The organism is Rhodococcus sp. 06-1460-1B, from assembly GCF_002258475.1.
GTDB classification, from domain to species: domain Bacteria; phylum Actinomycetota; class Actinomycetes; order Mycobacteriales; family Mycobacteriaceae; genus Rhodococcoides; species Rhodococcoides fascians.
Genome location: NZ_NOYS01000037.1, coordinates 14,653 through 34,221, shown reverse-complemented (window position 1 = coordinate 34,221; position 19,569 = coordinate 14,653). Strand labels below are relative to the sequence as shown.

At 64.9% G+C, this 19,569-nt stretch carries 20 protein-coding genes; 9 read left to right on the top strand and 11 right to left on the bottom strand.

The window, feature by feature from the left end:
* Positions 1–25 precede the first annotated feature (25 nt).
* Together CH268_RS21880 and CH268_RS21875 are read right to left on the bottom strand one after the other, a co-directional pair.
* Positions 26–1,312 carry an MFS transporter gene (locus CH268_RS21880; protein WP_032407743.1) on the bottom strand — a complete coding sequence of 429 codons (1,287 nt, stop codon included), beginning with the start codon at positions 1,310–1,312 and terminating at the stop codon, positions 26–28.
* Positions 1,313–1,336: 24 nt separating this feature from the next.
* Complete coding sequence (locus CH268_RS21875; RefSeq protein ID WP_094665887.1) at positions 1,337–2,269, bottom strand: NAD-dependent epimerase/dehydratase family protein; 933 nt, start codon at positions 2,267–2,269, stop codon at positions 1,337–1,339.
* 117 nt (positions 2,270–2,386) lie between these two features.
* Between CH268_RS21875 and CH268_RS21870 the strand changes: the two genes are divergently transcribed.
* Both CH268_RS21870 and CH268_RS21865 read left to right on the top strand, forming a co-directional pair.
* Complete coding sequence (locus CH268_RS21870; protein WP_027495021.1) at positions 2,387–3,076, top strand: TetR/AcrR family transcriptional regulator; 690 nt, start codon at positions 2,387–2,389, stop codon at positions 3,074–3,076.
* Positions 3,077–3,130: 54 nt separating this feature from the next.
* Entirely contained in the window at positions 3,131–3,748 is a 618-nt protein-coding gene (locus CH268_RS21865) for a YqgE/AlgH family protein (RefSeq protein WP_032371389.1), read from the top strand.
* A 72-nt stretch (positions 3,749–3,820) separates the two neighbouring features.
* Here the strand turns inward: CH268_RS21865 and CH268_RS21860 are convergent, their stop codons facing one another.
* The 4 genes from CH268_RS21860 to CH268_RS21845 are packed head-to-tail and all read right to left on the bottom strand — an operon-like array spanning position 3,821 to position 7,608.
* Positions 3,821–5,182 carry a glutamate decarboxylase gene (locus tag CH268_RS21860; RefSeq protein WP_094665886.1) on the bottom strand — a complete coding sequence of 454 codons (1,362 nt, stop codon included), beginning with the start codon at positions 5,180–5,182 and terminating at the stop codon, positions 3,821–3,823.
* A gap of 32 nt (positions 5,183–5,214) precedes the next feature.
* Entirely contained in the window at positions 5,215–6,210 is a 996-nt protein-coding gene (locus CH268_RS21855) for a bile acid:sodium symporter family protein (RefSeq protein WP_094665885.1), read from the bottom strand.
* Between the two features lie 8 nt (positions 6,211–6,218).
* Positions 6,219–7,199 (bottom strand): DUF1648 domain-containing protein, encoded by a 981-nt coding sequence (locus CH268_RS21850; protein WP_094665884.1) that lies wholly within the window; start codon positions 7,197–7,199, stop codon positions 6,219–6,221.
* 4 nt (positions 7,200–7,203) lie between these two features.
* The gene (locus CH268_RS21845) at positions 7,204–7,608 is read right to left on the bottom strand and encodes an SdpI family protein (RefSeq protein WP_027495026.1); all 405 of its coding nucleotides are present in this window, start codon (positions 7,606–7,608) and stop codon (positions 7,204–7,206) included.
* Positions 7,609–7,676: 68 nt separating this feature from the next.
* Here CH268_RS21845 and leuS point away from each other — a divergent pair, with 68 nt between their 5' ends.
* Both leuS and CH268_RS21835 read left to right on the top strand, forming a co-directional pair.
* Positions 7,677–10,499, top strand: a complete 2,823-nt coding sequence (leuS, locus tag CH268_RS21840) for a leucine--tRNA ligase (RefSeq protein WP_094665883.1) — start codon at positions 7,677–7,679, stop codon at positions 10,497–10,499.
* A gap of 124 nt (positions 10,500–10,623) precedes the next feature.
* A complete protein-coding gene (locus CH268_RS21835) occupies positions 10,624–11,862 on the top strand; it encodes a lipase family protein (RefSeq protein ID WP_094665882.1) in 1,239 nt (412 codons plus the stop codon).
* 5 nt (positions 11,863–11,867) lie between these two features.
* Here CH268_RS21835 and CH268_RS21830 read toward each other — a convergent pair whose 3' ends face one another.
* Positions 11,868–12,293, bottom strand: coding sequence for a pyridoxamine 5'-phosphate oxidase family protein (locus CH268_RS21830; protein WP_032367642.1), 426 nt, complete (start codon positions 12,291–12,293; stop codon positions 11,868–11,870).
* 91 nt (positions 12,294–12,384) lie between these two features.
* Here CH268_RS21830 and CH268_RS21825 point away from each other — a divergent pair, with 91 nt between their 5' ends.
* Complete coding sequence (locus CH268_RS21825) at positions 12,385–13,110, top strand: molybdopterin-dependent oxidoreductase (protein WP_094665949.1); 726 nt, start codon at positions 12,385–12,387, stop codon at positions 13,108–13,110.
* A complete protein-coding gene (locus tag CH268_RS21820) occupies positions 13,094–13,684 on the top strand; it encodes a cytochrome b/b6 domain-containing protein (protein WP_094665881.1) in 591 nt (196 codons plus the stop codon). Before CH268_RS21825 ends, CH268_RS21820 begins: the two co-directional genes overlap by 17 nt.
* Positions 13,685–13,705: 21 nt before the next feature.
* Here CH268_RS21820 and CH268_RS21815 read toward each other — a convergent pair whose 3' ends face one another.
* Positions 13,706–14,944: a TetR/AcrR family transcriptional regulator gene (locus CH268_RS21815; protein ID WP_141215179.1), complete on the bottom strand. Its 1,239-nt coding sequence runs from the start codon at positions 14,942–14,944 to the stop codon at positions 13,706–13,708.
* 340 nt (positions 14,945–15,284) lie between these two features.
* Between CH268_RS21815 and CH268_RS28320 the strand changes: the two genes are divergently transcribed.
* Both CH268_RS28320 and CH268_RS21805 read left to right on the top strand, forming a co-directional pair.
* Complete coding sequence (locus tag CH268_RS28320; RefSeq protein WP_032367970.1) at positions 15,285–15,518, top strand: LuxR C-terminal-related transcriptional regulator; 234 nt, start codon at positions 15,285–15,287, stop codon at positions 15,516–15,518.
* Between the two features lie 191 nt (positions 15,519–15,709).
* Complete coding sequence (locus tag CH268_RS21805; RefSeq protein ID WP_094665878.1) at positions 15,710–16,150, top strand: excalibur calcium-binding domain-containing protein; 441 nt, start codon at positions 15,710–15,712, stop codon at positions 16,148–16,150.
* A 74-nt stretch (positions 16,151–16,224) separates the two neighbouring features.
* Here CH268_RS21805 and CH268_RS21800 read toward each other — a convergent pair whose 3' ends face one another.
* Together CH268_RS21800 and CH268_RS21795 are read right to left on the bottom strand one after the other, a co-directional pair.
* Positions 16,225–16,896, bottom strand: a complete 672-nt coding sequence (locus tag CH268_RS21800) for an SDR family oxidoreductase (protein WP_094665877.1) — start codon at positions 16,894–16,896, stop codon at positions 16,225–16,227.
* Positions 16,897–16,909: 13 nt separating this feature from the next.
* Positions 16,910–17,425 carry a DinB family protein gene (locus CH268_RS21795; protein WP_032371379.1) on the bottom strand — a complete coding sequence of 172 codons (516 nt, stop codon included), beginning with the start codon at positions 17,423–17,425 and terminating at the stop codon, positions 16,910–16,912.
* A 107-nt stretch (positions 17,426–17,532) separates the two neighbouring features.
* Here CH268_RS21795 and ggh point away from each other — a divergent pair, with 107 nt between their 5' ends.
* Positions 17,533–18,870, top strand: a complete 1,338-nt coding sequence (gene ggh / locus CH268_RS21790) for a glucosylglycerate hydrolase (protein WP_027495036.1) — start codon at positions 17,533–17,535, stop codon at positions 18,868–18,870.
* Between the two features lie 10 nt (positions 18,871–18,880).
* Here the strand turns inward: ggh and CH268_RS21785 are convergent, their stop codons facing one another.
* On the bottom strand, positions 18,881–19,567 hold the full coding sequence (locus tag CH268_RS21785; RefSeq protein ID WP_027495037.1) for a thioesterase domain-containing protein: 687 nt from the start codon (positions 19,565–19,567) through the stop codon (positions 18,881–18,883).
* Positions 19,568–19,569 lie beyond the last annotated feature (2 nt).

The following is a 19,569-nucleotide window of genomic DNA, read 5'->3' as shown; positions in this document are numbered from 1 at the left end:
GTCCGATACGGCAAGATACACCACGTCAGCGCGGTGCGCGCCTCGTGTTGAGTATCGCTGCGACGAAGCCGACGGCGTAGATCCCTGCTCCGACGAACACCAGCGCGTGCGCAGTGGGATCCTGGCTCAGCTCCGTGGCGTCGGGTCCGACGGCGAATGCGGCCGCGGCGAGGGCGCCGACGAACGCGACGTTGAACACGGTGTCCTGCAACGCGAAGACTCGTCCGCGATGCGCGTCGTCGATCTCGATCTGCATGGCCGCGTCCCCACTGAGTTTGACGGTCTGCCCGGCGATGCCGAGGAGAAATGCGCCGAGCAGCAGACTGGTCTGGGTGAGGCCGGAGACGGCACCGACCTGAGCGGCGATGGCCAGGACGAGGGCCGTGGCGATGGTGCGGGTGCGGCCGAACCGCGGGACGGCGAACGGGGCGATGACGGCGGCGAGGAACATTCCGGTGGCCGTTGCTCCGACGGCAATGCCGAAGCCGGCGAGGCCGCCGGGCAGGGAACTCTGCGTGCTCTCCCGCAGCACCAGCACCATGATGAGGGTGTTGATGCCGAACACGATGCGGTGTGCCCCGATGCCGATCATCGCGGTGGTCACGCCCGGGGACCGCCACACCGCCAGGGCACCCGATTTCAGGCCGGCGGCAACATCTTTCAGCGGGTTGCCGGGCCGATCGTCCGTATCGGGACCGAGAGACCGCGGCGCGAACCGTCCGGCCGCAACAGCACCGACCACCGAGCCGGTCGCGGCCAGCCCCACGGCTACACCCGAACCGACATCCCCCGCTCCGACGGCACCGATCACTGCGACCGCCAGTCCCGCACCGGCCGCCGCGAAACCGGAGCCGACGGTGGCCAGCACCGAGTTCATCGGCACCAGCCACGATTGCCGCACCACATGCGGCAAGGATGCCGACGCGCCCGCCAGGACGAACCGACTGAGCCCCACGGTGGCCAGAGCCAACAGCAGCAGCGGCGTGGCGTCGACCCCGGCACACAGAAGCCCGGCGGTAGCGGTGATGAGAACGATGCGAACGATATTGGCCCACAACAGAACCGATCGACGATCCCAGCGGTCCAACAGCGCACCTGCGAACGGGCCCACCAACGAGTAGGGCACGAGCAGAACAGCGAAACCGGCGGCGATCTCGGCGGGGTTGGTGGCGCGTTCGGGATTGAACAGGATGGCACCGCTCAATGCGGCTTGGAACAATCCATCACCGAACTGGCCGGCGAAACGAACAGTGGTGAGCTTGCCGACGCCCGGGGACTCACGTAGGCGGGTACGAAAGGAGGCGTCGTTCACCGACGGGACTCTATCCCGCGTCGGTCACACCGATACGGCGGGCTTGTCTGCCTTCCACCACGCGATCGTGGCGGCCGTGCCGTCGGCGAGAGGGGTGGGCTCGAGGCCGAGAACGCGCTCGCTGCGGCTCGAATCGAGGATGTAGGGGTAGCGGAACTGGTACAGGGTATCCCCCAGCTCTTTCATCGGACCGGAAACGAGCCCCAGTGCTCGCATGACCCAGGCCGGCACGGCACCGATCTTCGGGGTCGGCAAGTCCGCTGCAGCGGAGTACATCTCGATCATCTTTCGCTGAGTCACCGCGGGGGCGGTCGGTGCATGCAGGACGGTGTTCCACGTGGACGGTCGGGCGGCCGCGACGATCATCGCGGCTGCGAAATCCGGCACGTACGTGAAGGAATGGAGTAGGTTCGCGGCCCCGATCACCCGAATGGTCTTACCGGCGAGCACATTGGCGACCACACGTTCTCCCATGTGCGAGACGAGCACCCGTGGGCCGTAGAAGTCGGATGCCGCGATGCTGACGGTGGGGGTCGAGTGAGCGTCGCGTGCGGCCAGGAGTTCGGTGCGCACACCCAACTTGCGGAACGTGGCGTTTCTTGGCGAGTCCTCGCGAATGGGCCCGTCGATCCGGCCGTAGGCGTAGAGACTCTCGGGGAACACGACGACCGTGCCCGCGGCCGCGTCGAGCACACGTCGTTCCATAGCCTCGAGCTTGTCGCGCCACACCGTGTTCTCGTAGGCGGCGTGGGTGCAGTGATAGATGGCGGTTGCTCCGGCGACGTTCGCTCGGAGGTCGTCGGACTCGATGTCGACCGATCGCCGTTCGATGTTCGGATGCTGTGGCCCGCTTCCGGATCGAGTCAGGATACGAACCGTATGTCCCTGCGCAGCAAGCTGTTCGGCGATCGTCCAGCCGACGGGTCCGGCACCGGTGACGACGTGAAGTTCTGACATGGCTACTCCGTTTCGGTAAACGAGAGCGGTGCTCTCTGATGTATCGAGTGTGCACCTCTGCTCGGAGAAAAGCAAGAGCAGTGCTCTCGCAAAAGAGCGGCAGTTACAGTAGCGAGCATGGCGAGCACTCCGCGTACCCGAGCCCGCGCCCAGACTCTGAGCGACATCACCCGCATCGGACGCGAGCACCTGGCCGCAGACGGTGCTGCGGCCCTGTCGCTACGCGCGGTCGCCCGAGATCTGGGCGTCGTCTCCTCGGCGGTGTATCGCTACGTCTCGAGCCGGGACGAACTACTGACCTTGCTCGTCGTCGACGCATATTCCGAGCTGGGCGACGAAGTCGACGCGGCCGTCGACGCGGCGGACGGCCCCGCCGACAAGTTCCGGGCGTTGAGCCGGGCGGTGCGTCGATGGGGACTGCGCGAGCCGGCCCGGTACGCGCTGCTCTTCGGCAGCCCCGTACCCGGTTACCACGCGCCCGCCGAACAGACCACCGGCCCGGGGACCCGGGTGATCACCACATTGGTCGCAGTCCTGCAGTCGGCCTGGGACATCCGTCGCCCGGACATCGAATCGGCACCCACCGAGTTGGCGTCGCTGCACGCAAGTTTCGAGGACATCCGCGCCCAGATGGACATGGACCTGCCCGACGAACTCATCGCATTGGGCGTGATGGTGTGGGCGTCACTGTTCGGCGCGATCAACTTCGACGTGTTCGATCAGTACGGCGCGACGACGTTTGCCGACCGAGACGCGTTGTTCGAGTTCCAGTTGGGGATTCTGACGAAGATTGCCGGGCTCGAGTAGGACCGAGGACTGGCCGTCGTGCTTGTGCCACATCCGGCGGTGTGCGGTGCCACAATGGCTGATGTGGCAGCGCATGCGGAGGAACCCGAGGACCGGACGGCGTCGGCACTGCACGATGTTCGTCCCGGCAGTCTGCTGGTGTCGTCCATCGAACTCGTGGAGCCCACGTTTCGGCGCACCGTCATCTACATCATCGAACACAACGACGCGGGCAGTCTCGGCGTCGTGATCAACCGCCCAAGTGAGACCGCGGTGCAGAACGTGCTGCCCGATTGGTCCGAGCTCGCCGCCAAGCCGCGGGCCCTGTACGTCGGTGGTCCGGTCAAGCGCGATTCGGCACTGTGTCTGGCCACGCTGCGCACCGGTGCGTCGATCGACGGGGTCGCCGGTCTGCGCCGAGTCGACGGCCGGGTGGTGATGGTCGATCTGGATTCCGACCCCGCAGACATCGCGCCGTACGTGGAGGGTGTGCGTATCTTCGCCGGGTACTCGGGGTGGACGTTCGGGCAGCTCGAAGGTGAACTGGACCGAGAGGACTGGATCGTGTTGTCGGCCTTGGCTTCCGATGTGATCGGTCCGCCGCGCGTCGACCTGTGGGCGCAGGTTCTGCGTCGTCAGCCGATGCCGTTGGCGCTGTTGGCATCCCACCCGATCGACGTCGAACGGAACTGAGAGCGGCTGCGCCGCACGTGCGCGGAACTTCGTAGCAGGGGTCGAGTTTCCACTCACGACCCAGGACGCAACCTAGTGCGAAAAAGCCCGCGCGGTCGAGTGTCCGCCTGATTTCAGACCGTCGATCACCTCGTCGATGGCGATGCACAGCATGCGGCCGAGGTCTGCGCTGAAGCCCTCGCGGACGACGATTCTGAGTACGGCGACGTCGGTGGCGTTGTCGGGCATCGTGTACGCCGGCACCTGCCAGCCGCGGGCGCGCAGTTCGTGGGACACGTCGAACACGGTGAACTCGCAGTTCTCTTTCAACATGAACGACAGGACCGGGATGGCCGATCCGTCGGTGATCACGTCGATGTCGGGATGTCCCGCGAGATGAGTGCTGACGCGAACTGCGGTGTCGCGCAGTGCTTTCATGATGTCGGTGTAGCCGGACCGTCCCAGGCGCAGAAAATTGTAGTACTGGCCGATGACCTGATTGCCCGGCCTCGAGAAGTTCAGCGTGAAGGTGGGCATGTCTCCGCCGAGGTAGTTCACGCGGAACACGAGATCCTCGGGCAAGTCTTCCTTGGTCCGCCAGATGGCGAATCCGATTCCCGGATAGGTCAATCCGTACTTGTGTCCGCTGGCGTTGATGGACTTGACCCGAGGCAGACGGAAGTCCCATTCGTGCTCCGGGTACAGAAACGGTACGACGAACCCACCGCTGGCCGCGTCGACGTGAACCGGTACGTCGGGTCCACCGCCGCCGGCGATCTCGTCGAGGACGGCGCAGATTTCCTGTACCGGTTCGAGTTCACCGGTGAACGTGGTGCCGAGAATCGCCACGACGCCGATGGTGTTCTCGTCCACCGCGTCCCGAACCTGCTCCGGGGTGATGACGTAGCGCCCGCGTTCGACGGGCAGGTACTTGGGTTCGACGTCGAAGTAGCGACAGAATTTCTCCCACACCACCTGGACATTGCTGCCCAACACCAGGTTCGGGGTTCCTGTCCCGGCGCCCTTCGCCCGCCAGCGCCACTTGAGCGCCAACCCCGCCAACATGACTGCTTCACTGGAGCCGATGGTCGAGACGCCGGTGGCCGATGACGGGTCCTCGCGGTCGAGGCCGGGTGCGTGGAACAGATCTGCGACGATGTTGACGCAGCGTTCTTCGATGGCCGCGGTGGACGGGTACTCGTCCTTGTCGATCATGTTCTTGTCGAACGTTTCCGCCATCAGTTTCTCGGCCTGCGGATCCATCCAGGTGGTCACGAACGTCGCCAGGTTGAGGCGTGAGCTGCCGTCGAGCATCAGTTCGTCGTGGATGTAGCGGTAGGCGGCGTCGGGGTCGAGTTGATTCTCGGGGAGTCGCAGTGCGGGTACAGGATCGGTGGCGAGCCGGCCGGTGTAGGCGGCAGAGACGACGCCGTCCGTGTGCAGTTTCCTGGGCATTGTCTTCTCCGATTGCTCGACTGACACCCAACCTAGTCCGCGACGACCGCCGCCGGGCTCGGTTCCGGTCGACGCGCGAAATGCTGAGCGATGACGGTGCACACCATCAGCTGGATCTGATGGAACAGCAACAGCGGCAGGACGATCAACCCGATGGGTTGGCCGACGAAAAGCACGGCGGCCATCGGCAGTCCGCTCGCCAAGCTCTTCTTGGATCCGCAGAACAGCAGCACCAGACGATCCTCGAGCGAGAAACCGAACGACTTGCCTGCGTACCAGGTGATCGTCAGAACGAGGGCGAGCAGCAGGATGCACACGGCGACGACGATGCCGATGCGCCACAGGGCGACCGAGGACCACACGTGTTGGTTCATCGACGCGCTGAAGGCGGAGAAGACGACCAGCAGAATCGATCCCCGGTCGACGAGCTTCGTCGACGCGCTGTGGCGGGTCAGCCAGCCCGTCACCCAGGGTCGGAGCAGCTGACCGACGGCGAACGGGAGCAGCAGCTGCGCAACGATGTCGAGGATCGAGCTGGGATCGATGCTCGCCGAACCCGTGGTGGTCATCAGCGCGAGCACCAGCAGCGGGGTGACGAACACACCGAGGATGTTGGAGAACGACGCGCTCACCACGGCACCGGCCACGTTGCCCCGGGCGATGGAGGTGAAGGCGATCGAGGATTGGACGGTCGAGGGCACCAGGCAGAGGAACAGCACTCCGGTGTAGAGGTCCTCGCTGAGCAGACTCGGTTCGAGGACCCTCAGGGCCAGTCCGAGCGCAGGGAACAGCAGGTACGTCGACGCCAGGATCACCGAGTGCAAGCGCCAGTGTTTGACGCCTTCCCAGGCGTCACGTGGGGACAGTCGCGCGCCGTAGATGAGGAACAGCAGCCCGATGGCGACGCGTGTCACCCAGCCGAGAACGTCCTCGGCGGTTCCCGACGCGGGGAAGATGCTCGCCAGCGCGGCGACCGCGAAGATGCTCAGCAGGAAGGGATCCAGGACGGTGTCCCGCAACGCTTTCACTCGGCCACTCAGTCCGCAGTGGTGGTGCGGGCACGGTCGGTGAGGGTGTTGAGCGTTCCCGCGATCGTGTCGGCGGCTGCGGTTCCGATGGTCAGTCGATCACCGTTGGCGAAGGTGACGAATGCCGCCGGCCCGGCTTCGGTGGCGACGGCGTAGTTGCCGCGGCCCTTCGCTCGAAGACCCCACCCGCCGAAGTCCTTGGCCGGGTTCACCGTCCGCACCGAGGCACCAGTGATCTCGGCAATGTCGTAGTCGAATGCCGCCATTCCCAGGCTCGAGACGTAGAGACCGTCGCTGTCGATGTGCACGGTGAATCGCAGTAGGGACAGGATCAGGATGGTCAGCGGAACGAACAGAAAGATCGGCCACGGCGAATTCGAGAGGTAGCACGTCACGCCGGCTCCGGCCGCAGACAGCGCGATCACCGTGACTGCGGCGACGCGGCTCGCTCCGACGGGAACCACCAGCGGCAGTTCGAGGCCGCACCGAGGTAGGTCGGTGTGCAGGGGTGCGGTGGCGACGACGCGTTGGCGGTGATCCCGCAGGCGCGTCGCTCCGAACAGTCCGATGGCGAACCCGGCAACGGTACCGACGGCGATGGCCCAGCCGGGAATGGTGACGCTCTGCTCGGTGGGTAGGTCGAGTTCGCGTGCGAGGGTCGCGATCTCCAGCACGCCGATCGTCCCGACGACGGTGAGCCCGATGATCAGCATCGTCCGACGCATGATCAGCAGCACTCGGGCCAGGGCGGCCACCGCGCTCACACCGCCCCCGACCAACACGATGACGATGGCGACGGTCCAGGCGTTGGCGAGCGGATTGGAGAAGTCGTCCGGCTGGGTTCCGCTGAAGTGAGTCGCCACCTGGTCCGGCAGGCGACCCTCCCACAGATAGGCCAGGACGAGGCAGAGAGCGGCAACCGCGAGCGGGAGGACGACGCCGAAGACGACTCCGGCCGGATCGAAGGTGCGCAGACTCTTCTGTTTCATGCGCTCAGCTCGGCTGGCAGGCGTCCTTGAGGCTGCACGAGATGCACGATTGTCCGCATCCGTCGGCCTCGGCGGGTGCCGGCACTGCCGCGGCTGCGCGGGCACCGATGGATCCGCCGGCTGCGGCGATGAACAGCGCTGCAGCGAGGGCAACGACCACTCCGACGACCGCTGCGATGCCGCTCAGTGCGAGTGCGGCTACGCCGCCGATGGCCAGTACCAGCGCAGATGCGGCTGTGGTCGGGCCGGCGACACGGTTCGCGAGGACGAACGTCTCGTCGTCGCGCATTGCCTCGGGGGTACGGACACCGGCGAATCGATTGCGTGGGAGCCGGCCGAGCAGCGACAGAGCAGCGACAGCCCCGACGACGAGGGCGAGCACGAACAACACAACCGAGACGATGACCACCTGGCCAGGATACGGCGCAGCGAGGTCCTGGTACCAGGCGGGCCGCGTCACACTTTAGGCTGGTAGGTGTGACCGATTCCGTTGAAGCATCCACCGAGTCCGTTCCCGAGTACCGCTACACAGCCGAACTCGCCGGGCGCATCGAGGAGCAGTGGCAGGACCTGTGGGAATCGCAGGGCACCTTCGACGCGCCCAACCCGGTCGGAGCGCTCGCCGGAGACGTCCCCAAGGACAAGCTCTTCGTCCAGGACATGTTCCCGTACCCGTCGGGCAGCGGCCTGCATGTCGGGCACCCCCTGGGCTACATCGCCACCGATGTATTCGCGCGGTACCACCGCATGCAGGGACGCAACGTGCTGCACGCACTGGGCTACGACGCCTTCGGGCTGCCCGCCGAGCAGTACGCCGTGCAGACGGGTACGCATCCGCGCAGCACCACCGAGGACAACATCGTCAACATGCGACGCCAGTTGCGTCGGCTGGGTCTCGGGCACGATCGTCGACGGTCCCTGGCGACGACGGATGTCGACTTCTACCACTGGACGCAGTGGATCTTTCTGCAGATCTTCAATGCTTGGTTCGACGACGAGCTCGGCAAGGCGCGCCCCATCTCGGAGCTGGAGGCGGAATTCGCCTCGGGTGAGCGGACATTGGACGACGGCCGCTCCTGGGAGTCGCTGACCGTCGGTGAACGCCGCGAGGTGATCGACGGCTTCCGTTTGGTGTACGAGTCCAACTCGATGGTCAACTGGTGCCCTGGCCTGGGTACCGTGCTGGCCAACGAGGAGGTCACCGCCGACGGACGTAGCGATCGCGGCAACTTCCCGGTCTTCCGAAAGAACCTGCGCCAGTGGATGATGCGCATCACTGCGTACTCCGATCGGCTGGTCGACGACCTCGAATACCTGGATTGGCCCGAGAAGGTCAAGACCATGCAGCGCAACTGGATCGGACGCTCTCGCGGAGCGCAGGTCTCGTTCTCCGGGATCGAGGTGTTCACCACCCGCCCGGACACGCTGTTCGGTGCCACCTACGTGGTGCTGGCGCCCGAGCACGATCTGGTCGACGGCATGGTGGCCGAGCAGTGGCCTGCCGAAATTTCGGACAAGTGGACCGGCGGCGCCGCGACACCGGCCGAAGCCGTTGCCGCATACCGCGCGTCGATCGCCGCGAAGTCCGATCTCGAGCGGCAGGAGAACAAAGAGAAGACCGGCGTCTTCATCGGTGCGTACGCCGAGAACCCGGTCAACGGTGAGCAGGTGCCGGTGTTCATCGCCGATTACGTGCTGACCGGGTACGGCACCGGTGCCATCATGGCCGTTCCGGGCCACGACGCACGTGACTGGGAGTTCGCGACGGCATTCGATCTGCCTGTGCGCGAGGTCATCTCCGGCGGCGATGTCACCGAGGCGGCTTACGTCGGCGACGGTGAATTGGTGAACTCCGGTTTCCTCGACGGCCTGCCGGTGGACGAGGCCAAAGCCGCCGTCATTTCCCGACTGGAGTCGGAAGGCAAGGGCCGCGGCACAATTCAGTACAAGCTGCGCGACTGGCTCTTCGCGCGCCAGCGCTATTGGGGCGAGCCGTTCCCGATCGTCTGGGATTCCGAAGGCAACCCGCACGGACTGCCCGATTCTGCTCTGCCAGTGGAACTTCCCGAGATCGAGAACTACGCCCCGGTGTCGTTCGATCCTGACGACGCCAGCTCCGAGCCGTCCCCACCGCTGGCCAAGGCCGACGAGTGGGTCAATGTCGAACTCGATCTGGGCGACGGACTGCAGACCTACACCCGCGACACCAACGTGATGCCGCAGTGGGCCGGTAGCTCTTGGTACCAGCTGCGCTACGTCGACCCCACCAACTCCGAGGCCTTCGCAGACCCGGAGAACGAAAAGTACTGGGTGGGGCCGCGTCCCGAAATCCACGGACCCAACGATCCGGGCGGAGTGGATCTCTACGTCGGTGGCGTCGAGCATGCGGTGTTGCACCTGCTGTACTCGCGCTTCTGGCACAAGGTGCTGTTCGATCTGGGTCACGTCAGCTCCAGCGAGCCGTACCGTCGCCTCTACAACCAGGGCTACATCCAGGCCTACGCGTACACCGATTCCCGCGGGGTCTACGTTCCTGCAGCCGAGGTCGTCGAACGCGACGGCGGCTACTTCTATCAGGACCAGCCCGTCAACCGTGAGTACGGCAAGATGGGTAAGTCGCTGAAGAACTCGGTCTCACCCGACGAGATCTTCGCCGAGTACGGTGCCGACACTCTGCGTGTCTACGAGATGTCGATGGGTCCGCTGGACACCTCACGCCCGTGGGCGACGAAGGACGTCGTCGGCGCGCAGCGTTTCCTGCAGCGCGTGTGGCGACTGGTGCTCGACGAGGTGACCGGCGAGGTTCGCGTCACCGACGCCAAGCCCACCGAGGACACTCTGCGAGTGCTCAACCGGGTGATCGACGGTGTGCACGCGGATTACGCTGCGCTGCGCGACAATACGGCCGGTGCCAAGTTGATCGAGCTGACCAACCACATCACCAAGGCGTACCCCGACGGTGCGCCACGCGGTGTGGTGGAGCCGTTGATCCTGATGCTCGCTCCCCTGGCGCCGCACCTCGCCGAGGACCTGTGGGGCAGGCTCGGACACGAGAAGTCGTTGGCGCACGGGCCATTCCCGCGCGTGGAGAAGAAGTGGTTGGTCGCCGATACCGTCGACTACCCCATCCAGGTCAACGGCAAAGTCCGCAGTCGCATCACTGTGTCTGCCGATGCAACGAAGGACGACGTCGAGAAGACGGCATTGGAAGACGAGAAGATCGTGGCCCTGCTCGACGGCAAGGCCCCGACCAAGATCATCGTCATCCCGGGTCGAATGGTGAACATCGTCCTGAAGTAGCTCTCGCCTCCGCCGAACTCGAAGTTATGGATGAAAATCTTGCGATTTCCGTCCATAACTTCGAGCTCGCGGGGGTTTAATTTGTTGCATGTCACCAGCTGGTAGAGGGTTTGCGTTGAGGCTGATGGCCTCCGTCGTGCTACTTCTCGGGTCCGCGACGCTCGTGAGTGTCCCTGTTGCACAAGCAGATCCGGGACCCGGCTCGCCGGTTCCAGCGGATGATCCGTTCTACGATTGGGACGGCGGCCTGGACGTCTCCCCGGGAACGGTGCTGCGGTCGAGGCCCATGACGTTCCGTACCCCCACCCAGCCGACGCCGATCACAGGTAGCCAGGTGCTCTACAGGACTACCGACCAGCAGGGCGACGGTGTCGTCACGGTCGCCACAGTGCTGCGGCCCTTGATCCCCGGGCCGACGCGGATCGTCTCGTACCACATGGCGTACGACGCCCTCGGCTCGCAATGCAATCCCTCGTACACCCTCAGCGGCGGGTCCACGAGTCCCATTGCCGGCGCGGAACAGGCGGTCATTGCCGGTTACCTCGCAGCCGGCTACACCGTCGTCGTGCCGGATTACGAGGGCGAGGAGCTCGAGTGGACGATCGGGCGGCAGTCGGGCTACGCCGCTCTGGACGGCATTCGTGCGGCGCAGTCCCTCCTGCAGCTTCCGTCGAGCACGCCCGTCGGCATGGTCGGGTACTCCGGTGGATCCGTCCCGACGCAGTGGGGTGCCGAAGTTGCCCCCGAGTACGCGCCCGAGCTGAATCTGGTCGGTGCGGCGGCCGGCGGGCTACCGGTCGACCTGGCTCACAACCTTCCGTACGTCAGCGGTAACAGACAGTGGGCGGGTGTCATCCCGGCACTGATCGTCGCCTACGGGCGTGCGTACGGCCTCGACCTGAACAGTTTCATCTCCGACTACGGCTTCGAGGTGATCGACCAGGTCGATCAGGAATGCATTGCCCAGTTCGCCGACGACTACCCCACGCTCACCGACGCCTCGATGGTCAAGGCCCCGTACATCTCCCTGCTGGATGTACCCGAGGTGGTGGCGGCGATCGACGACAACATCATGGGCAGCCAGGGCACCCCGCGGACGCCGATGTTTCTGGCCGTCGGTCACGCCGATCCGATCGGCGACACCGTCATGATCACCGGCGACGTGCAGGGACTGGCGTACGGCTACTGCGGCCGGGGCGTGGATGTGCAGTACGCGCAGTACGACGGCCTGACGCACAGCGACGCCTTCCCGGTATTCGAGGCGCAGAGCCTGCAGTTCCTGACCGAACGGTTCAGCGGTGGGCCGACGCACAGCAACTGTGTGACGATCCCGCCCGGCAATGCCTTGACCCCGACTTCGTAGTTCTCTCAGATGGCCCCGAGATCGGCGGACAGCCAGTGTTCGGGGCGCAGGTAGAACACCACGTTCTCCTCGTGCTCTCGGTTGGCCATCTCGAGGTAGCCGTCGACCTTCTCCGGGGGCAGGTACCGGGCTGCCATGGCGCGCAGCAGCTCCGGGGTGCTCGGTTCCTCTCGCGCCACGGGGCCCTCGACGCTGACGTAGCGGATCGTCGGATCGGACTGCTCGATCATCAGGGTGAATCGCCCTGCAGTCCTGATCAATTGGGCCTTCTTCGACGTGGCACCGGTCAACACCCAGGCTTCACCGCCGGGGGTGTAGTCGTACCAGATCGGTACCGTCAGCGGGCCACGGTCCGCCCCGGCCGCTACCGAGAGGGCGGCGATATGCGATTCGGCCAGATACTCTTCGCGTTCTGTCTTAGACAGTGCCATGAATCAACCGTAGGACTTCCCCGGGCGAAGTTCCAGACCTGATTCGACGCCCGATGTGGCTTGATCCGGGTGCGCCGTGGACAGTGGAGATGTGGCCGTCGAAAAATCGGAGATTGCGGGTAGCCCCGTGGGTCGCCGAGTCGTGCTCGGCCTGGTGGCGGCCGGGGTCGCGGGCATCGTCGGTGGGGGCGCGGTCCAGAAGGGTCTCGCGTCCGTACTCGGGCCGCTCGGAAATCACGATCCGACGGGGCTGATCGGACTGATTCCCGTCGGCGACAATTTTCGGTTCTATTCGGTGACGCAGGGCGCGCCGCGCAAGGACGAGAACTTCTATGCCTTGACGGTGGGCGGTTCCGTCGACACACCGCGGACGTTCACGCTGCAGGACCTCCGCGCGATGCCGCAGACGTCGTTGGTACGTGACTTCCAGTGCGTGACGGGATGGCGGGTACCCGAAGTTGCTTGGAGCGGAGTGCGATTGGCCGATATCCTCGATGCCGTCGGACCCACCGCGTCGGCGACGTCGTTGCGGTTCACCTCGTTCGACGGCACGTATACCGAGAGTCTGACGCTCGATCAGGCCCGTCGCGACGACGTGCTGGTTGCGTTGACCATGCTCGACGGCCCCGTCACCCACGATCACGGAGGTCCGGTTCGGCTGTTCGTCGCTTCGATGTACGGCTACAAGAGCATCAAGTGGCTCGGCGGAATCGAGTTGACGGACAACGTGGTTCCCGGATACTGGGAGAAACGTGGATACGACATCGATGCGTACGTCGGCGAGTCGAACGGACGTCGAGATGACCCCACGAGCTGACGACCGCGCACGGTTCGACCGGGTAGAACGGTACGTGCACTGGGCAGTCGGGGTCTTGGTGATCGTGTGCATCGTGACCGCTGCGATTCTGTACATCGGGTCGCTCGCGGTGCTGGTCGGCAATCGCCCGGTGGTGGAGTTCGTGCACGTGTGGTCGGGCTTTCTGTTGCCGATTCCGTTGATCCTCGGTGCGGTCTCACGCGGCTATCGAACGGACCTCGGCCGTCTCAACAGATTCGTCGCCGACGATTGGAAGTGGTTGCGCTCCAAAGCACGTCGACTCGGGGCGGTGGGGGTCGGGAAATTCAACGCCGGCCAGAAGCTGAACGGTGCCCTGAGCGCCGGGTCGATTCTGGTACTCCTCGGTACCGGCGTCGTCATGTACTTCTCAGCGTGGAGCCCACTGCAATGGCGTATCGGTGCAACATTCGTACACGACTGGTTCGCCCTGGGATTCGGCCTACTCGTCGCCGGTCACATCACCTACGCCTGGCGTGACCCGGAAGCAATGCGCGGAATGACACAGGGTGCCGTGACCAGGGAGTGGGCAGAACACGAGCATCCGGAGTGGTGACAACAGTTCTGTCCAGCGTCCTCACCGCGGCCGTATCGCAACACCGGGCATCAGTATTCGCAAGACACCCTGCGCCACTTCGGTTGCGGACTCCGCGGGACGCGTCAGGCAGCGGAAGAGAATGTTGTTGGTCAACATGATTGCGGCTTCGAGTGCCGGCGCGTCGTCGCTGAACACGCCGCTTTCACGTCCGCGTTCGAGGATGGGGACCACAGCGGACGGGAGGTAGAGGTTTTCGATGACCGTCGTGATGGTGCTCGGTTGGTGGAATTGTTCGAAGCTCAACGCGAGCAGCATGCCCGAGCTCATGGCTCGATTGTCGATGACGAACTCGCCCAAAGAAACCAACGTGCGTTGCAGTGCGGTGGCGGGGTCGACTCCGAGGCGTTCGTCGGCGCGACGGAGCCGGAGCACACGGTCGAATTCGGGTTTCAGCGCCGCAACGATGATGTCGACCTTGCTCGGAAACAGTCGTCGAAGGTCTTCTACGCGGATCTTCGCCGCCGCCGCGATGTCGGCCAGGGTGACCAGGAAGTAGCCGTTGTCGACGAACAGAGTTTCGGTCGCCGCGATCACGTCGGCCTCGAGGTCGGGCCGCAGAGCATCCGAGATTTCGCCCGGATCGGGTTGGGCAACGGTGCGGTCGGAATGCAGTGGGTCTATGGCCCACTGGAGAATCGAGTTGGTGGCCGATGCAACGTCGTCGGAGGACACCGAGCCCGGCGTGAGCACCTCCCGGAGCGCCAACCCGTCGAGCAGAGCCCCGACGACCGTCGAGAGGTTTGTCAGCGACAGTGGTTGGCGCAACGATCCGCCGTGAGCCTGCACCGCCCGGCCGATGATGGATCGCAGGTCGGTGTCGAAGCGCTCGAACTCGGGGATTACGGCCTTTCGGGCACCGTTGTGGTCGGCAGCCAGCAGCACTGCGACGAGGCGACGCCGCATGAGACCGGACGTGAGGTCGTCGAACAGGGCCGACACCGGAGCTTTCACGTCCTGCGTGCCGGTAGGAGCAACCGTGCCGGTGTAATCGAGTGTGAGGTGGTCGAGGAGGTCTTCGACGAATGCTTCCTTGCCGCCGGACCCGCCGCCGCGAGAGTTACCGGGGTACGTGTTGTGGAAAGTTTGGTGCGACAGCCCCGCGCGTTCGACGACGGCCGAGATCGAGAGCGAGCGCGCAAGATCGGTCGTGTCCATCTCACCGAGCAGGCGATATCCGGCCTGAAGGAACTGCTCCCGTGGGAGTGATTTCTGGTTCACCGACTACCGCCCTCGTCCACCTGCGCCGCATTGTTTGGATCTTGAACTATAGCAACTGGATGGTCCGAATCCCGATGTTTAGTTTCAACTAAAGCATGGTGTAGCCGACCATGCTTTGTGGAGTAAAGCCTCGAATAAGCTTGTGTTGCATGGAGTTCGGCAACCGTGGTCAGATTCAGACCGGCCCGTAGGCCGATTGCATGAGGAGGCCAAGATGGTAGCGACGAATCATCGACCCCAACGTTATTCGCGAGTCTCGGTGTCGAGCGGCGTCCGCTCTCCACTCGGTACCAGGCCCGGCGGAGCAAGGCCCACCCCTGCGCCCACGCGGGCTGTGCGGGTGTACACCTCACCGGGCCTGACCGCGCGGGAGATCACCGTGCTCAAGGCGTGGCTGGACTGCGATTCCAAGGTCGACGTGGGCGCACGCCTCCACATCGCATTGGGCACCGTCAACACGCACCTGACGAGAATCCGTGACAAGTACTCCCGCGTCGGCCGCGCCGCTCCCACGAAAGCTGCACTCGTCGCGCGCGCCCTGCAAGACGGCATTGTGAAACTGGACGAGCTCTGACGCTGGATTGTCCGCGTTGCTGAAACCTGTGGATGCGTTCCCGAGCTCTTTGGCAGTCGCCGCCCCGGACCGTAAGCGATAGATCATCCGAGTGAGTGAGAAGACTCCATTCGTCCACTGGCAAGGGTGAAGAGGGACTAGCCTCGCCGGACAAGACCGTATGGTCTTGATTTGGAGAGGTCACAGCAACGATGAAACATTCCCGCTTCATAACCGTCTCTGCCGCAGCCATTTTGGTTTCGATAGCGCTCACTGCCGGATGTTCTTCCGACGATCCGGCCACCGCCCCCGCGACGACGTCCTCGAGCACCTCGGCAACTGCGACCACCACGGCTGTGCGTCCCACTACGACAACCGTCGAGCCCAGCCCGTCGGCAGTCCCGTTGCAACCAGAAGTCACTTCGGAACCCGTGTACGTCGAACCTGCACCGGTCCCCGTGCCTGCGCCGGCAGCTGTTCCGGCTCCCGCCCCCGCTCCTGCGCCGGCACTTGCTCCTGCACCCGCCCCGAGGGTCTCGTACGCAAACTGCTCGGCCGTCAGGGCCGCCGGTGCAGCCCCTATCTACAAGGGCGACCCTGGATACAGCACCGACCTCGACCGTGATCGCGACGGTATCGCCTGCGATACATAGGGGAGGGATACAACAACGCCGGGGTCGAAGCCGTTGTTGTGAGTGGAAACTCGACCCCTGCTACGAAGTTTCGCTCACCTGGTGCGGAGCACCACTTCCGTAGGGTGAGCATCGGCGGGAGTATCGATTGCGTTGCGCACTGCACTGGCAACGGTGCTGGGCTGCAAGAACTTCGAGCCGTCGTACTCCCCGCCTTCGTGCGCGACGATCTCCTGCTGCATCTCGGTGTCGATGCGTCCTGGGTGCACCGAGGTGACGCGCAACGTCGGCTCCTCGAGGCGCAGTGCATCAGCGAAGGCGCGGAGCGCGAACTTGCTCGCCGCGTAGGCACCCCAACCCGGGTTGGCGCGTATGCCGGCACCCGAATTGACCAGCACTACATGACCTTTGGCGGAGCGCAGTGCAGGGAGTAGCAGTCGGGTCAGTTCGACGACGGCGATGACGTTCACCTCGTATTGGCGACGCCAATCGTCCGCCGTCGACTCTTCGACCGTCCCGAGCGCCGCCACGCCGGCGTTGTGCACCAACACATCCAGAGAATCGATGTTCGACGCGGCGGCGGCCACCGCGTCCGGATCGGTCAGTTCCACCGGCCATGGGGTGGACCCGGACAGTTCCGACGTAATCGGCGCGAGGGACTCGGTGGACCGACCACCCAGCAACACGTGATGATCGGGAGCGAGCAATCGAGCGATATGGGCCCCGAGACCCCGGCTTGCTCCGGTCACCAACGCAGTACGAGTCATGAACTCAGGTTAGCTAGAAGCTCATCCCCGCCTCGGATGCCCACGCCTGGGTGGTGTTCGCGCCGTCGAGTTCCTCGCGGATGATGTCTGCGTGGCCGGCGTGCTGGGAGATTTCGCGAAGGATGTGCAGAACCGTGAATCGTGCACTCTGCCAGATTCGTTCGGGTGCCCACGGCGCCGTCGGGACAGGTACCGACAGGTCGAGGTCCAAGGTTTCCAGCGCTGCCGAGGTGGCACCGGCCACCTGTTCCCATTCGGCGACGAGTCCGGCGACGGTCTCGTTCTCGGCCATCACGTACTCGCTGCCGGCGGCGGCCATGTCGAATTCGGCCGTCTCGTCCAGCTCTGCGATCACTGTCATCCAGTGGCGCTCGTTGCTGATCACGTGGTGCAGCAGTCCGCCGAGGGTCAGCTCGCTCGCGGTGGTGCGGGTACGAGCCTGTTCCTCGCTGATGCCGCGGACGGTGATGAGAAAGTTCGCGCGCTGTTCGGCGAGCATTTTCTGGATGTCGGTGTTCTCGGTGGCCATTGTTTTCCTCCTGGTAGCTGGTGAAACTCACACTAGGAGCGATCGCGGACACCTTCGGTCCGCAATCCAACCGAGCAGAAATCGGCCGCCGGACGCAAACTATCTGCATGGGCGATCGCGGTTTCACTTCCACGCAGCTGGCCGCACGTGCGGCGTATCTGCTCCGAGGCAACGACCTGGGCACCATGACCAGCGCAGCACCCAGGTTGTACCCGCACATGTGGAGCTGGGACGCCGCATTCGTTTCCGTCGGCTTGGCACCGTTGAGCGTCGAGCGGGCCGTCGTGGAGATGGACACGTTGCTGTCGGCGCAGTGGAAGAACGGGATGATTCCACACATCGTGTTCGCCAACGGTGTCGACGGCTACTTCCCCGGCCCTGCGCGGTGGGCCACCGGGACGCTGGCGACCCACGCTCCGATGAGTCCGCAGACCTCTGGAATCACCCAACCGCCCGTCCACGCGATCGCCGTGCAGCGCATCCTCGATCACTCCAAACGCCACGGCCGCACGACGCGAGCGGTGGCGGAGGAGTTCCTGGATCGCCGCTGGGGTGATCTGGTGCGGTGGCATCGTTGGCTCGCCCAGGCCCGCGACGTCGACGACAACGGACGCATCGCGCTGTTCCATGGCTGGGAGTCCGGTATGGACAATTCGCCGCGATGGGATTCGGCCTACGCCAATGTGGTTGCCGGCGAGATGGATCCGTATTTTCGAGAGGACAAGGCGGTCATCACGGACTCGTCTCAGCGGCCCAGCAATCTCGAGTACGACCGCTACATCTGGTTGGTGGAGGAGATGAAACAGGTCGGCTACGACGACGATGCGTTGAAGACGAAGATGAGCTTCGCCGTCGAGGACGTGTTCGTCAGTGCCATCTTCGCCGTCGCGTGCGACGTCCTCGCCACCATCGGGGAGGACCACTCGCGGCCGCGCTCGGATGTGCGCGAATTGCGCGGATGGGCGGACAAGTTCCGCACGGGAGTCATCGCGACCACCGACACGCGTTCGGGTGGGGCACGAGATTTCGATCTGCGGACGGGTCAGTGGATCGGCACGGAGACCATTGCCATGTTCGCGCCGCTGCTGTGCGGAGGACTGCCGCGCGAGCAGGAGCGCAATCTCATTCGGATCTTCGAGGGCACCCGGTTCTGCGGACATCCGGACCTGCGGTACGCGGTACCGCCGTCGACGTCCCCGGTGTCGAAGGACTTCCGTGCTCGCGAGTACTGGCGGGGACCGGTGTGGCCGGTGATGACATGGCTGTTCTCGTGGGCTTTCGCACGCCGCGGGTGGTCGGAGCGATCACTGTCTTTGCGAGACGAGGGTCTGCGTCAGGCGAGTGACGGCAGCTTCGCCGAGTACTACGAGCCGTTCACCGGCAAGCCGCTCGGCAGCATGCAGCAGTCCTGGACGGCCGCTGCCGTGCTGGATTGGCTCGGATGAGCCGGCCGGGTCAGCCGAGGTAGCTGTCGACCAGCGGGCCGACGACGTCGAACGAGGTGGCGTCGGGCACGAGGTACTTGGCGATCGTGCCGCAGACGAAGGGGTGCCACGCGGAACCGGAGTCGGTTCCCATCGAGGACACGGCGAGGATGTCACCGAAGTAGATGCCCGGCAGGTGCCGCTGGGCGAGTTCGTCGTTGTGCGAGGCAACGGCGAGCAACTCTTCGGCGTGGCTGCGATCGATGTCGTCGCCCATGGACCCGAGCAGGTCGGCGCTGTCGGCGCTGGACCGAACGGGGTCGCTGTCGAGCAACGTCAGTGCACCGACCGTGACGCCGCGACTCTGCAGCTCGACGGCGATGGCGTGCGCGAGTACTCCACCGAAGGACGTGCCCAGCAGGTGCACGGCCCCGTCGGTCTGGATGCGAACGATGTCGTCGGCGTACTGCGAGGCCAAGGCGACGAGGGACTCCGCGAGCTCTCCCGACGTCGGGACCTGGACGCCGTAGATGGGACGCGCGTCGTCGACGTGTGCTGCGAGTTCCGCGTAGCAGTCGACCAGCCCGACGAGGGGGTGGATGCAGAACACCGGGTCGAGGTGGCCGGCCGTACGAATCGGTGCGATGGTCGGCACCGCGTAATCGGACGGGTCGAGTTCCGTGAGAGCCACGTGGATGCGATCGTTCACGACAGTCATGG

Bases quoted from the DNA above. Each gene is read 5' to 3' on its own strand.
- CH268_RS21875 (WP_094665887.1), bottom strand. From the start codon at position 2,269: ATGTCAGAACTTCACGTCGTCACCGGTGCCGGACCCGTCGGCTGGACG.
- CH268_RS21870 (WP_027495021.1), top strand. From the start codon at position 2,387: ATGGCGAGCACTCCGCGTACCCGAGCCCGCGCCCAGACTCTGAGCGAC.
- CH268_RS21865 (WP_032371389.1), top strand. From the start codon at position 3,131: ATGGCTGATGTGGCAGCGCATGCGGAGGAACCCGAGGACCGGACGGCG.
- CH268_RS21860 (WP_094665886.1), bottom strand. From the start codon at position 5,182: ATGCCCAGGAAACTGCACACGGACGGCGTCGTCTCTGCCGCCTACACC.
- CH268_RS21850 (WP_094665884.1), bottom strand. From the start codon at position 7,199: ATGAAACAGAAGAGTCTGCGCACCTTCGATCCGGCCGGAGTCGTCTTC.
- CH268_RS21835 (WP_094665882.1), top strand. From the start codon at position 10,624: ATGGCCTCCGTCGTGCTACTTCTCGGGTCCGCGACGCTCGTGAGTGTC.
- CH268_RS21830 (WP_032367642.1), bottom strand. From the start codon at position 12,293: ATGGCACTGTCTAAGACAGAACGCGAAGAGTATCTGGCCGAATCGCAT.
- CH268_RS21820 (WP_094665881.1), top strand. From the start codon at position 13,094: ATGACCCCACGAGCTGACGACCGCGCACGGTTCGACCGGGTAGAACGG.
- CH268_RS21805 (WP_094665878.1), top strand. From the start codon at position 15,710: ATGAAACATTCCCGCTTCATAACCGTCTCTGCCGCAGCCATTTTGGTT.
- CH268_RS21800 (WP_094665877.1), bottom strand. From the start codon at position 16,896: ATGACTCGTACTGCGTTGGTGACCGGAGCAAGCCGGGGTCTCGGGGCC.
- CH268_RS21795 (WP_032371379.1), bottom strand. From the start codon at position 17,425: ATGGCCACCGAGAACACCGACATCCAGAAAATGCTCGCCGAACAGCGC.
- ggh (WP_027495036.1), top strand. From the start codon at position 17,533: ATGGGCGATCGCGGTTTCACTTCCACGCAGCTGGCCGCACGTGCGGCG.
- CH268_RS21785 (WP_027495037.1), bottom strand. From the start codon at position 19,567: ATGACTGTCGTGAACGATCGCATCCACGTGGCTCTCACGGAACTCGAC.